General features: G+C 47.2%; 11 protein-coding genes, 1 pseudogene and 1 riboswitch. Of the genes and pseudogenes, 7 read left to right on the top strand and 5 right to left on the bottom strand.

The window, feature by feature from the left end:
• Positions 1-273: 273 nt before the first annotated feature.
• Positions 274-1,164 (bottom strand): LysR family transcriptional regulator, encoded by an 891-nt coding sequence (locus tag JNC77_RS14565; protein ID WP_374833766.1) that lies wholly within the window; start codon positions 1,162-1,164, stop codon positions 274-276.
• A 274-nt stretch (positions 1,165-1,438) separates the two neighbouring features.
• Positions 1,439-1,631: riboswitch (cobalamin riboswitch) on the bottom strand.
• 236 nt (positions 1,632-1,867) lie between these two features.
• Between JNC77_RS14565 and JNC77_RS14560 the strand changes: the two genes are divergently transcribed.
• From JNC77_RS14560 to JNC77_RS14550, 3 genes are all read left to right on the top strand, one after another.
• Complete coding sequence (locus tag JNC77_RS14560) at positions 1,868-2,851, top strand: DUF1852 domain-containing protein (protein WP_374833764.1); 984 nt, start codon at positions 1,868-1,870, stop codon at positions 2,849-2,851.
• A 27-nt stretch (positions 2,852-2,878) separates the two neighbouring features.
• Positions 2,879-3,907, top strand: coding sequence for a methionine synthase (locus JNC77_RS14555; protein ID WP_374833762.1), 1,029 nt, complete (start codon positions 2,879-2,881; stop codon positions 3,905-3,907).
• 113 nt (positions 3,908-4,020) lie between these two features.
• The gene (locus JNC77_RS14550; RefSeq protein ID WP_374833760.1) at positions 4,021-4,527 is read left to right on the top strand and encodes a flavin reductase; all 507 of its coding nucleotides are present in this window, start codon (positions 4,021-4,023) and stop codon (positions 4,525-4,527) included.
• A gap of 2 nt (positions 4,528-4,529) precedes the next feature.
• Here JNC77_RS14550 and JNC77_RS14545 read toward each other — a convergent pair.
• The 4 genes and pseudogenes from JNC77_RS14545 to JNC77_RS14530 form a co-directional block, all read right to left on the bottom strand.
• A pseudogene (locus JNC77_RS14545) lies at positions 4,530-5,241 on the bottom strand (IS5 family transposase).
• A gap of 221 nt (positions 5,242-5,462) precedes the next feature.
• On the bottom strand, positions 5,463-6,470 hold the full coding sequence (locus JNC77_RS14540; RefSeq protein WP_374833758.1) for an ABC transporter substrate-binding protein: 1,008 nt from the start codon (positions 6,468-6,470) through the stop codon (positions 5,463-5,465).
• Complete coding sequence (locus tag JNC77_RS14535; RefSeq protein WP_374833756.1) at positions 6,470-7,882, bottom strand: sensor histidine kinase; 1,413 nt, start codon at positions 7,880-7,882, stop codon at positions 6,470-6,472. The genes JNC77_RS14540 and JNC77_RS14535 overlap by 1 nt, the downstream gene beginning before the upstream one ends.
• A gap of 5 nt (positions 7,883-7,887) precedes the next feature.
• Positions 7,888-8,559 carry a response regulator transcription factor gene (locus JNC77_RS14530; protein ID WP_374833754.1) on the bottom strand — a complete coding sequence of 224 codons (672 nt, stop codon included), beginning with the start codon at positions 8,557-8,559 and terminating at the stop codon, positions 7,888-7,890.
• A gap of 107 nt (positions 8,560-8,666) precedes the next feature.
• On the opposite strand from JNC77_RS14530, the gene phnD reads away from it, so the two are divergent.
• From phnD to JNC77_RS14510, 4 genes are all read left to right on the top strand, one after another.
• Positions 8,667-9,641 (top strand): phosphate/phosphite/phosphonate ABC transporter substrate-binding protein, encoded by a 975-nt coding sequence (gene phnD, locus JNC77_RS14525; RefSeq protein WP_374833752.1) that lies wholly within the window; start codon positions 8,667-8,669, stop codon positions 9,639-9,641.
• 180 nt (positions 9,642-9,821) lie between these two features.
• Positions 9,822-11,618, top strand: coding sequence for an ABC transporter permease (locus JNC77_RS14520; protein WP_374833751.1), 1,797 nt, complete (start codon positions 9,822-9,824; stop codon positions 11,616-11,618).
• Positions 11,618-12,703, top strand: coding sequence for an ABC transporter ATP-binding protein (locus tag JNC77_RS14515; RefSeq protein ID WP_374833749.1), 1,086 nt, complete (start codon positions 11,618-11,620; stop codon positions 12,701-12,703). Before JNC77_RS14520 ends, JNC77_RS14515 begins: the two co-directional genes overlap by 1 nt.
• Positions 12,704-12,750: 47 nt before the next feature.
• Complete coding sequence (locus JNC77_RS14510; RefSeq protein ID WP_374833747.1) at positions 12,751-13,896, top strand: ABC transporter substrate-binding protein; 1,146 nt, start codon at positions 12,751-12,753, stop codon at positions 13,894-13,896.
• Positions 13,897-14,054 lie beyond the last annotated feature (158 nt).

Here is a 14,054-nt window from a genome sequence, read left to right as displayed (position 1 = left end):
GAAATTAGCTTTACCCATCGTAGGCTCCTTGCCTCTTTTTTAAGTCACAAAGGATCTACAAATCTAGGGGCTATTCAATTGTCGAATATTGATGGTGCGCTCTGCGTATGAGAATGTCGGTATCATTATCGTGTAACAGGCGCACGCGAGGGCAGACATCTGGAATGGCTGTGATGACGCAGCTATTCATAAAGCGTATATTTTGAAGGGCAGGGCATCGCCATGAATCATGAAGACTAAAAGCTGAATGCCCTCAATCCTTTAAAGAGTAACTTAAACTGCTGCTATTTGACGGGATGTATCGAGAAAGCCGGCGATGTAATCAATGGTTTCATCACCACTTCTCAAGCCAAGGTGGATGCTTTTTTGTATCCCGTTCTTGCCAATTCGTACCGGATGAACCCCAAGCGTCGCTGCTTCCCTGCACACGAGCCAATTTGGAATAGCACTGACACCGCGTCCGGCTGCAACGAGTTGCAACATCATTTCTGTTGTTTCAACGCTCCGGTGGTGGCGGGGGCGGCAATTGTCCGGCACAAGAAATTGCGTAAATATATCCAGCCGCTCTGGTGGCACCGGATAAGTGAAAAGGGTTTCTTCTAACAAGTCCGTAGGCTCTGCATGGTTTTTAAGAGCTAGCGGATGGTGCGTTGGAACAGCAAGCACAAGTTCATAGTCGAAGACCGGCAGGTAATGGATACCCGCTGCTTCGATCGGATCGGGAGTAATGAGAATATCGATTTCATATCCCGTTAATGCGGAAACACCACCGGCAGCAAATGACGTGGTCAGTGCCAAATCGACATCCGGCCAGTCCATAAGATAGGGTTTTGTGACGCCCATCAGCCATTGATGGCATGGGTGGCATTCCATGCCAATTTTAAGCGAGCCTCTTTTGCCGTAGCGGTAGTCAGATAAAACGTCTTCAGCTCTTTCTATTTGTGGCAAAATACGCTGAGCCAATGCGACAAGATAGTGTCCGGCTTCAGTGAGACGGAGATTGCGACCATCCTTTTCCCACATGGCAACACCATAGCGTTCCTCAAGCTTTCGTATTGTGTGGCTGAGTGCTGATTGCGTAACATTGAGACGCTCGGCGGCAGCCGTCAGACTACCAACGCGCTCTATTTCACGCAGAATGGCCAGATGTTGTCTATCTAGCATGGTGATACCTGAAATTTATAAAAAATTGTTTTTTACTCATGCTGTGAGGCCTAATGCTGTGCTAGAATACTGACATGTCATCATTGAAGACATTTGGCTACCGGCAGTCAAAGAATTGAATTCCGCTTTAATTGTTTGTTTTATATCTTTATTTCTAATCATCATGCTTAAGCTAGTCATCCATGCTGCCATCATTTAGCGACAGTGAACGGATATGACGCAGTAACAACGCCGCTATGGCGGTCAAAAGCGGCACCCCGGACACCCCCGCCCGTGGTCGTTATTTGTCGTGGCAGGTCCCCTGGCTCACGGATAAATGTTTTTGCCCGTCTTCCCAAGTCAAACCCAGTGACATCAATGGGCAATGACTAGCCGCTTACAGTTGCGGCGGGCAGCTCCGGCATTGAACCGAATTCCCTCTTAGCTCTGGATTGTTCATCCATAAAACCTTGACAGTAAGAGCAATGCCCTAACACTTTCTGTTGGTCAAGCATTCTATGATACACCGTACAAAGCATGAGCATCCCTCATGCTTCAATGAAATCAAATCATTTTTACTCATTCATTGAGTCAGGCATAAGTCCCGCATCACACAAATTTATAGTTGGTAAGGAATTACTGACTGAGTAACCCGAAAATGATGAAGTCCTGAAAGTTAACACGCACACAAGTTATATTCCAGGAATTAGGACGCCGTATCGCAATGACCAAAAACTTTAAACTGACTATTAATAGCATTCCTTTTGACGAGAATTACCAGCCGGCAGATAGTACCCGAATTACAACGAATTTTGCTAATTTGGCCAGAGGGGAGAGCCGTCAACAAAATTTGCGCTGTGCATTGCGAATGATTGATAATCGTTTCAACGCTTTGGCGCATTGGGATAATCCAACAGGCGATCGTTATTCTATCGAGATCGAAATCATTTCTGTTGAAATGGATATTGATACGAAATCAAAATCAGATGCTTTTCCACTGATAGAAATTTTGAAAACCAATATTTTTGATCACAAAACCAATAAGCGCATTGAAGGCGTGGTGGGGAATAATTTTTCATCTTATGTGCGTGATTATGATTTTAGCGTATTGCTGCCTGAATATAATCGCAATCTTCCTGAATTCACCCTGCCGGAGAATTTTGGCGATTTACATGGAAATTTGTTTAAATATTTTGTAAATTCAAAAGCTTACAAAGATTATTTTAGCAAGGCGCCGATCATTTGTTTGAGTGCGTCAACCAGCAAAACATATTTTCGCACCGTCAACGAACATCCGATATTGGGTGTCGAATATCAACAAAATGAATTGTCTTCGACTGATCGTTATTTCGCTAAAATGGGTTTGCAGGTTCGCTATTTCATGCCACCGGATAGTGTTGCACCTTTGGCATTCTATTTTACCGGCGACTTATTGGCTGATTACACCAATCTTGAGCTTATCAGCACGATTGCCACGATGGAAACGTTTCAAAAGATTTACCGTCCGGAAATCTATAATGCCAATTCAGTTGCGGGTGCAACTTATCAGCCAGATTTGAAGCATTCCGACTGTTCATTGACACAAATCGTCTACGATCGTGAAGAACGAAGCCTGATGGCCGTTAAGCAAGGAAAGTTTGCCGAAGAGCAATTTATCAAACCCTACAAAACCATTCTCGAAGAATGGTCTGCCAATTACGCTCTTTGATGAATTACAATCATAAGGTTACCTGATATGAAAACATTGTTGCCAACTTCCACCGCCGGCAGTCTGCCGAAACCGTCTTGGCTTGCTGAGCCGGAGAAACTTTGGTCGCCTTGGAAACTGGAAGGTGAGGCGTTGATTGAAGGCAAACAAGACGCATTGCGGCTGGCCTTAGATGATCAGGTTCAGGCAGGCATTGACATCGTCAGCGACGGCGAACAAACGCGTCAGCATTTTGTTACAACTTTCATTGAACACCTCAATGGTGTTGATTTCGAAAAGCGTGAAACGGTCAGAATTCGGGATCGCTATGACGCCAGTGTACCGACTGTTACTGGTGAAGTATCGCGTACAAAACCGGTTTTTGTTGAAGACGCCAAATTTTTGCGCCAGCAAACCAAAAAGCCTATTAAATGGGCCTTGCCCGGTCCTATGACCATGATCGATACTCTCTATGATGCTCATTATAAAAGTCGCGAAAAGCTTGCTTGGGAATTTGCTAAAATTCTCAATCAGGAAGCTAAGGAACTAGAAGCAGCAGGTGTCGATATCATTCAGTTTGATGAACCTGCATTCAACGTGTTCTTTGATGAAGTCAATGATTGGGGCGTTGCTACTTTGGAAAGAGCAATTGAAGGGCTTCAATGTGAGACAGCTGTCCATATTTGCTATGGTTACGGTATCAAAGCCAATACGGATTGGAAAAAAACGCTTGGTTCCGAGTGGAGGCAGTATGAGGAAGCATTCCCGAAGCTGCAACAATCAAGTATCGATCTGATCTCGTTGGAATGCCATAATTCGCACGTGCCGATGGATCTGATTGAGCTTATTCGCGGTAAAAAAGTCATGGTAGGCGCCATCGATGTGGCCAGCAACACGATCGAAACACCAGAGGAAGTTGCCAACACTTTGCGAAAAGCGCTTCAATTTGTTGATGCTGACAAACTTTATCCTTGCACCAACTGTGGCATGGCACCTTTATCCCGTCGAGTGGCACGTGGAAAACTGAACGCGTTATGTGCAGGTACGGAAATTATTCGAAAAGAACTATCTGCTTAAATTACTTTTAAAGTGCGGGGTTCAATCTCTCACTTTTCTATTCACTTGAAATGAATGTGAACTGAGCAAGCCATCTTGGCTTTGCTTGGCTCTAGTGTATTTAAGAGAGCGATATGGGTATCGTAGATCACCGGTTCGACATTGTTGACAAAGCCACCTTTCGTAATGGCATGTCGCGACTTGGTTCGGCAGTCAATATTACCAGTACTCTATCCGACGGCAAGCGTTATGGGTTTACGGCTTCTGCGGTGTGCAGTGTCAGTGATGCGCCAGCTACTCTGTTGGTTTGCATTAACCGCTCAAGCTCGTGTTTCCATGCTTTTGAAAATACGCGTCATTTTTGCGTCAATACATTGATGCCGGGACAAGAGGATATCTCAAACCTTTTTGGCGGTCGTGTTGTCACGCCGATGGAAGAAAGATTTGATCGACATGACTGGAAGGAAGGTGTTACCGGCGCGCCTGTTTTAGACACTGCATCGGTCAGCTTTGAATGTGAACTGACCAATGCTGTTGACGAGGCAACCCATCGTATCTTGTTTGGACGTGTCATTGCCATGCGCGAAAATGAGAAATCAGGAACACTGCTTTATTGCATGCGTCGTTATATAAATGGCTAATGCTAGGCTGAGGACTCAATTCCCCCCCATGCGATGATTGTAGAAACAAGAGCAATTGCGGCGAGATAGTTTATTGCGAGGCGATCATATCTGGTTGCAATGCGTCGCCAGTTTTTGAGCCTGCAGAAAAGCCGTTCGATGATATTTCTACGCTTGTATGCGCTACAATCTAAAGGATAGGGTTTCTTTCGCGCTCACGAAGAGGGAATGACAGCCTTGATGCGAGCATTATTAAGCCAGTCTCGAAGACTCTCAGCGTCATATGCCTTGTCGGCTAACAGGCGCTTGCTGGGGCGAGCGACCTCGAATAATGGAATTGCCATTTTTATGTCGGCAATGTTTCCCGGTGTTAAGCTGAACGCGACCGGTCTGCCGCAATCATCGGCCAAGCAATGGATTTTGCTTGTTCTTCCACCGCGCGACGTGCCAATCGCTTGCGTCCACGCCTCTCTTTTGAGCCTTGTGCCGAACGGTGCGCTTTGACGTGTGTGCTATCTATGGAAAGCTCTTGTGGAACCGGACCGCTGGCTGCCATCGTCTCAAATATACGATGCCAAATACGCCGCAACCCCGCAGTTAACAGTGCTGGGTAACAGCTTCTTTGTATCTCAAGAAGCCAAAGGTTTTTATAAGATAAGCTCCGGGTTGGTTCTTGGGTAAATGTGGTTCGATTGTATTCCATGCAGCATCTGAAAGCCAGAACAGATCGCTCATAATAAGCCTCCCTAATGTCAAAATCTAAAATCAATAAAAACACTCAATAAAGACAATTGTTTGATCAGGTCCACATCCTAAAAAGGGCGAGCTTAACTCGATTTTCTGGACAGCTGGTGCCGTAATTATTGCAGCTTTTGCGCCGCAAAACTCTCGCCCGACACAGCGCTGCGAAAAGAGTTTTAAGTCAATATTCGAAGGAAGCTTTTGTTTCCCTCAATTCATTCATGTACCACGAGTTGGAACCATGTATCCAGAAAGCGACTGCGTTTGAGACCATCTAAATAAACGAGCAATTCCGGCCCCAGCTCAACGGGTTGTAGTGAGGCAAGATTGGATGGGCTGGTGGCAGAAACGAGTCCGGTTTGCTGCAGAATAGCTTGTCCGGCAGGTGACAACAGGAAAGTGATTGCCTGCTCTGCTTCCGAGACTTTCTTGCTTTTTTCCGGAATAAGCGCTGTCCACGGTAAAGCCACCACATAATCACGTGGCAAAATAACGGTCAGTTCTTCTGCATTATGTGGCCATTTGGTGATGTAAGACAACGGCACATTATAGGCCAGATCAATGCGGCCATCGGATAAGGCTTGCAGCAATTCTTCATTGTCGTCATAGATACGGGCTTGTGAGGCACCAAAAGCCCGCACGATGCGCCAGAAAAGCGGCGAGCGGATAGAATCCTGAGCCGCCAATGTATAGCTGCCATTATCAATGCCGATATTGACGAGACCGACACGACGCTGGAACCTTTGCGGATTTTGCTCCATTAGGCGCGCTAACTCAATGCGTGTCGTGGGCAGCTCATTATCGAGAGAACTGCGCCTGATAATACTGACCGCCGGATCAAAGCCGATACTGAATAATTCGTTGCGCCAATGAGCTTGCGAAGGCAAATTTGCATTGCGGGTGATTGTGCTATGTTGTTGAGCAGTCCCTTCATTTGCAATAAGTACGGCCAGATCAGGCGTCGAGAAAATAATCAAATCAGCATTATTGGCAGCCTCTGCGCCGGCCAGCAGTCTGGATGTCCATTCGCTTGGTCTGACTTGTTGATATTTGATTGCAACGGTTGATAGCTTTTGATCCAGACCTTCAATAACCGGTGCGATTGTTTCCGGTGCGATGTCACCTACAATTAACAATTCTGTTTTGGTTGATGTACTATTTTGTGCGATGGCAAAAGATGTCAGGAATAAACTACTGAGCAAAATGGATAAAAAATATCGCATCATTCCGCCTCTGGATGTGCAGCCGGTAATATGACCATAACACTGGTTCCGCCCCCGTCACGATCTTGCAATTCTATATGCCCGCCAAGTGCGACGACTACCATTTTGGCAATTGAAAGCCCAAGACCGGAACCCGGTTTGGATTGATCTGCACGCACAAAACGCTCAAAGGCGCGCTCCTTCATTTCCGAGGTAAAGCCAGAACCTCTGTCATGGACGCCAAGAGTAATGAGCTCGTCCTGCTCGCTCAGGCTGATATCAATCGGGCCTGGTGCGTGGATCAGTGCATTTTCAATGATATTGCGGATCATTTCACGTAAACTGATCGGCTCGCCATAAAGATAAAAAGCTTTTTGCGCTACCTCTAGGGTGATGGTTTTTTGTAAGCTTTGATAATTACCTTCTGTGCGCAAACGCCGAATAGCCTCCTGTACCACTTGTAACAGATCAATCAGCTCTAGTTTACGCGATTGGATACTGTGAAGGGTTGTGGCTTCAGATAAAAGCTGGTTGGCGAGCAGGCTGGCACTGATGGAATTGGCATGAATTCGGGTGAGAATTTCATGCCGCCGTTTGGCGTCTGTTTCTTCCAGCGATAATTCGGTCAAAGCGCGCAAGGCTGTCAAAGGTGTGCGCATTTGATGCGCGGCATCGGCTGTCACCAGTTTCAAGCCATCCAGCAAACTGTTGAGGCGTGCCATAAAGTCATTCAATGCGGAAACAAGCGCGCTGACTTCTTTAGGAATAGAACCGGAAACAGGATTAAGATCAGCGGATGAGCGTTGACGCAGATTGGCTTCGACGCTGTGCAATGGCCGGAAGGCTAACCGTACAGCAAACCAAATGAGGGCGAGCGCCAAAAGTGCTACACCTAAAACCGGCAGAATTGTATTAAGGCTTAATTGTAAGGTGAGTTGGTCGCGCGCTTCACGTGTTTCGCCCACCAGCACATCAACCCAGCCGCCACCTTTGGCATCACTATGATAACGCGCGACCGCTGCAATGCGAATTTTTTCACCACGATAAACACTATCGCTGAGGCTTAAGTGATTATTGGTGCCATGCGGTAATTCCAGTCCTAAAATGGGGGAACCTGTCAGCAGGTTTCCATCAGGTGTGACGACGCGGTAAAAAATTCGGTTGAGCCGAGACGTTCCCAAAATAGCAAAAGCGGAGTGGGGCAGGTCGACACTTAATGCACCGTCTTGCAATGTAATCGTGTCGGCAATGGAAAGGGCAGCCGCTCCGAGCACACGGTCAAATGCTTCATCAGCAGCACGCTGCGCGTAAAGGCGGCCAAGAAAAAACAAAGCAATTGTAACCGCAAGCAATGTCAGCCCACCGCTGACCATAATGCGGCGTTGGATAGAATATTCTTTATTGGTTTTAAAATTTGCAGCGAGTGACAGCATCGGCACTAGGTTGTTTTGAGGCGTAATAAATAGCCAACACTGCGCTGCGTGACGATTTCCAATTCGCTATTTTCAAGTTTTTTGCGAACGCGTGAAATCAGCAATTCAATAGCATTGGGCGTGCCGGTATCTTCATGGCCAAAAAGTTTTAGCACCAGCATGTCTTTTGGAACTGTGACGTTAAAACGTGTCACAAGCATTTCCAAAACGTCAAATTCGCGCTTGCCGAAATCCAAAGGCTCATCACCTTGCATCACCGAGCGCTGGCTCAAATTGATGGTTAGATCGCCGATGCGGATGAGGGGTTGTGCCACGCCCATATGACGTCTGGCAACAGCACGGATTCGCGCGACAAGCTCGCGCAGATCAAAAGGTTTGACCAAATAATCGTCTGCACCAAGCTCTAACAAATCGATTTTATCAGTAATTTGGTTGCGCGCTGTGATGACCAAAACCGGAGAGGATAAAGAATGCTCCCGCATACTGCGCAATATCTCAAAACCGTCACGACCGGGCAGATTAATATCCAGTACAACCAAGTCAAATGAGCCGTTTACAGCCAAATCCTCACCTTCAGCACCATCATAAACAGAGGTGACCTGATAGCCTTCTTTTTCTAACTTTGAGGCAATCGCAAAGGCAATATCGATGGTGTCTTCTATGAGAAGGATGCGCATGAGAGATGTAAAGTTTCCATGATGACAGGATTCTGACAGGAAGAATTGGTATTGTTTTTAGATACCAATATTAAACACTAACATAAAAACGGGTTTGGGTGGAAGAAATGTTCTGGCGCAAAATGGCATGCCACACGGGCGTTGCTATATTGACAGCGATATTGGGCGCGCAGTTAAGCATTGCTTCTGCGACTGATAACGCATGCGCTAATCGCGGTGCGCTTGACGAGCGTTATTGCGACGAGAATAATGATCTTGTCGCCGATGCACCCAAAGATCCATCCCAATGGCGTGATCCGCAAACCCTTGTTTGGGCCTATACGCCAATTGAAGATCCGGCCGTTTATGCCCGTTTGTTCAAACCTTTTACGCAGCATCTTGAAGCCTGTCTGGGACGTCAGATCGTCTATTATCCGATCCAGTCTAGCGCGGATGAAATTGAAGCGATGCGTTCCGGGCGGTTGCATTTTGCCGGATTTTCAACAGGGCCTACCATCGAGGCAGTGAACCGCGCGGGTGCCGTTCCTTTCGCAGCGAAAGGAACCGGCAATGAAATGCGTGGCTACCGTTTGGTGGCGGTTGTCCGTGCCGACAGTCCTTATAAAGATTTGAGCGATTTGAAAGGCAAGCGCATTGCCCATGCTTCGCTTTTTTCCAATTCCGGCAATGTGGCACCACGCGCTTTGTTTCCCAAACACGGACTGACACCAGTGCAGGACTATGCGCCGATCATGTCCGGTGGTCATGATAAATCAGTACTCGGTGTTGTGGCCGGTGATTATGATATGGCAGCAGTTGCTTCCGATGTGCTGGAGCGAATGATCGAGCGCGGCCTTGTTAAACGCGATGCCGTGCGCCTTATTTATCAAAGCGATCTTTTTCCGACATCATCTTTTGCCTATGCCCATAATCTTGCACCATCATTGGTGAGCAAGATGAAACACTGTTTTTTCAATTTTACATTTACGCCTGAAATGAAAGCTGAATTTCAGGGAGATGATCATTTTATACCCATTGAATACGCACCCGCATGGTCTGTGGTGCGCGAGGTAAATGAACAAGCGGGGGCAGTGCTTCCATGAGTTTATCAAGCGTGGATATGTCAGGTAAAAGTCAATTTCAAAGCTCGATATATAGGGCAAGGCCAAGCGCAGAATAAGGCAACAATTGCTGCACCAAGCGAGCATCAAACCTTTTGAAACTCTACCGTTTAAAAATCGGGGAAGGTTGTACGGGGAGCCTCGGCTCAAAGTGGAGAAACCATGAGTTATTACAAGAACCTGTTATATAAACATAAGGTCTACAATTCCGACCCGACAACATTGATCGGGATCGTATTGTCTGTTGTTTTTGCCTATCTGATTGTCGCACCAATTGTGCTGCTATTATCTGATGCGGTGCTGGTGCAGTTTGCAGATCGCGCCCGTTCTGGCCAGCAGATTGGTGAACTGACCTTCTATTATATCAATCGCGCATTATTTTCGCCGATTTCGACCGATATTTTCTGGCGCCCGTTGTGGAACACAGCCATCATTGCTCTCGGCTCTATTCTCTTTGCCCTTGCAACCGGTATTCCTTTGGCATGGCTTTTAAGCCGCACCAATTTGCCGGGCAAAAAGTGGTTTTCCACCGCTTTGATTGTGCCTTATATGCTGCCATCATGGACATTCGCGCTTGCATGGCTGACGCTTTTTAAAAACCGCACCACGGGTGGTCAGCCAAGCTGGATGGAGGCTTTGGGCTTTGCCCCGCCGGATTGGTTGGCCTATGGTATGCTGCCGATAATGCTGATTTTGGCGATGCATTATACGCCATTTGTCATCCTGCTTTTTGGTAATGCACTGCGTCAGTTTGATTCAACGCTGGAAGATTCCGCCCGTATTATGGGGGCAGGAAAATTGTTGATCGCACGTCGTATTATTTTGCCATTGATGATGCCGTCTATCGTTTCTGCCGCAACGCTTATTTTTGCCAAATGTTTGGGCGATTTTGGTGTGGCCTATATTCTGGGTGTGCCGGTTGGTTTTGATGTGTTGGCGACTTCGCTTTTCCGTGCAATTTCAACCAGTCAGGCTGGTATGAGCGCGGTTTTGGCGGCAACCATTGTAATCTTGGGCAGTATCTCGATTTTCCTCGACATGTATTTGCTTAAAGAAGCTCGTCGTTTTGTAACCATCGGCAATAAAGGCTCGATGAACCGTCAAACAGAACTCGGACGTTTCCGCATTCCGGCCTTTAGTTTTGCGATGTTTATGTTCATCATCAGTGCGTTCATTCCGTTGATGGCGCTCTTCCTCACTACCATCATGCGCGTGCCGGGTGTATTTGCATTGAATAATTTCACGCTTGATTTCTGGATCGGCAGTGATCTGAAAACAACGGCAATGAGCCACGGCATTTTGCTCACCGGTGAATTCTGGCGTGCAACATGGAACACGCTTTGGATTGTTGGTTCGGCGGCATTGGGTGCTGGTTTGCTTGGTCTGTTGGTTGGCTATGTCGTCGCCCGTACACCGCTGACTTTACTTGGCACATTCCTGCGTCAGGTAACATTCCTGCCATATCTGGTTCCGGGCATTGCTTTTGCCGCTGCTTATCTGACCATGTTTGCCGTGCAGCGTGGTCCGTTACCGGCACTTTACGGCACGCCAATTCTGCTGGTTCTGGCCATTCTTGCCGATCAGATGCCATTTGCATCACGCGCTGGTATTTCCGCGATGATGCAACTTGGTAAAGCACCGGAAGAAGCAGGCCAGATTGTGGGTGCCGGCTTCTGGAGACGCTTGGTTTCCATCGTTGCACCTATTCAAAAAGGTTCGCTTGTTTCCGGAATTCTGCTGCCATTTATCTCCGGCATCAAAGGTTTAAGCCTTGTTGTCGTGCTGGCCGTTCCGGGTACTGACGTTCTCACCACTTATGCATTGCGCCTTGTTGATTACAGCTATTCTCAGGCTGCCAATGCTGTCGTCTTGATGATTTGTGTGATCGCTTTTGGCGGCACGATCATCGTTCAAAAACTCACCAACAGTAAATTATCTGACGGATTGGGAGGCAAATAATGTCGAGTATTACACTTCGCGATATCAGAAAAAGCTACGGCAAAGCCACCCGCGCCGCAGTTGAAAAATTAACACTGGAAATTCCAAAATCTGAATTTCTGTGCCTGCTGGGCCCGTCCGGTTGTGGTAAAACCACCACCTTGCGGATGATTGCCGGATTGGAATTTCCAACCGAAGGCCAAATTCTGGTTGATGGCAAAAAGATCGTCTCGGTGGATGATGGCATTTATCTGCCGCCGGAAAAACGCGGTATGGGTCTGGTGTTCCAGAATTATGCGCTCTGGCCGCATATGACGGTGGAGGAAAATGTCGAATTCGGTTTGAAACTGCATAAAGTTGCAAAGCCTGAACGCGAAAAGATCATCAATGACGTACTGCAAAAACTTGGCATCGAGCGCTATCGTGATCGTTTACCTGCGCAGATGTCCGGTGGTCAGCAACAGCGCGTGGCTCTTGCCCGAATGCTCGCTTTGAAGCCTGAAATCATTCTGCTTGATGAACCACTTTCTAATCTGGATGCAAAACTGCGCCTTGAAATGCGTGCGGAGTTGAAGCGTATCCATCAGGAAATGGGTTCAACAGTTGTTTTCGTGACCCATGACCAGTGGGAAGCAATGACGCTTGCAACCACGATTGCGGTGATGAGTGAAGGCGAATTACAGCAGCTTGGTACACCAGACGATATTTATGAGCGTCCGGCCAATCGTTTTGTGGCGGAATTTATCGGTAACCTGCCGATCAATATCACCGAGCTGAATGATACCAACAAAGGCGCATTGGCAGCATGGGTTCGCAGCCTCTTGGCCGCACAAAAAATCGATGTGGCCAAGGTTGGCTCCGTTGGTATCCGTCCTGAATCCGTACGCATCAGTGCTCAAGCAATTGATGGTGGCTGCCTTGCCAAGATCGTGGATGTTGTGCCGACGGGCGGTAGCTGGATCGTTGAATTGTCCGCTGACGGCGAGCAATATTTTGCAATCATTTCAGAAGCACCCGTACAAAAGGCGGGTGAAGAGATCTGGATCACAGTTGAAGCAAACCACATTCATGTGTTCGACGGTGAAGGCAAACGCATAAGCGGTTGAGAACCGCGCAACTCTTTTCGAATTTACGTTTAACCCTGGAGGATAGAATGACTTTGACCATTCGTAATATCGCTGCTCTCTCATTGAGCGTAGCACTTTTGTCCGGCACAGCAGCATTTGCTGAGCCTGCTGGCGAAATCGGCATCAAAGATGCTGATTATTCACTCGAAGCTTTGATTGAAGCTGCGAAAAAAGAACCGGCGATTACCGTTGTTGATGCAACCGGTAAAATCGTTGCTATGGCTGATGCTTTCACCGAAAAATACGGTGTAAAAGCAACTGGCGTGAAAATGAACGGGCAGAACCAGGAACAGGTTATCCTGCGTGAAGCGGCAGCAAATAATGTGCGCACCGATGTTTTCAACATGAGCAACCTGCCATCGGTTACCTCTGAAATTATCGTTCAGGGTGCAGGTTTGAGCTGGCTGCCGCCGGATCTGAAAGATCAAATTCCGGCAGAATATCAAGATCCGGCTATCACCAGTCTTAATCCTTGGGTTTGGGCCTATAATTCTGATGTTCATGGCGATAAATGCCCGATTGATAATATCTGGGCGCTGACCACCGAAGACTGGAAAGGCCGTGTGGCTATACCTGATCCGTTGCTGCGCAATGAAACCATGTTCTGGTTCAACCAAATCGCAGAACATGACGATGCCGCAATGGCTAAAGCTTACGAAGATTTCTTCGGTGAGCCTTTGAAAACAGACGAGAAAAGCGCAACCGCTGAATGGGTCAAGCGTTTTGCCAAAAACCGTCCTAGTGTGACGCGTTCCGACACCGATGTTGGCCCGATTGTTGGTGCCAAGGGTCAGGAAAAGCCATTCATGGGCTTCTTGAGCACATCGATCTTCCGTGATGCTAAGAAAAACGACTACACAATGGGTATCTGCGCTGGAATGCAGCCATGGGCCGGTCAGTTGACTCCCCGTGTAGCCGTAATTGCAGCTGGCACCAAGAGCCCGAATGCAGCCAAGCTTTTCGTTCATTATATCATGACCGAAGAAGGTATGGCACCACAGTTGGCCGATGGTAAAATCTCCTCCAACAAGAATGCCAAAATTCCTGAAGGCGAAGTATCTGGTATCGTGAAAGTCATGGATCAGATGCATGTCCCGCATTCTGAAACAGCTGAAAGCGATTACGCGAAGCTTCAGGATTGGCAGGATTTTTGGACAATTCATTCCCGTTAATTGATAATGGCCCGTTAATTTAAATGGATCAATCAATCATCAAAAGGGCAGCTTGCTGCCCTTTTGGCGTTTTTATTCAAATTTATAAAATTGAAGAATATTTCTTGGATGACGAAATAGTGAACAATGCGTTCGCGTATCCATAGCTGTTGTAGTTA

The sequence above is a fragment of the Paenochrobactrum pullorum genome, from assembly GCF_041929845.1.
In the GTDB taxonomy this organism is placed as follows: Bacteria; Pseudomonadota; Alphaproteobacteria; order Rhizobiales; family Rhizobiaceae; genus Paenochrobactrum; species Paenochrobactrum pullorum.
Note: the sequence above shows the minus strand (reverse complement) of the source record. Positions and strands in the feature narration are given on the sequence as shown.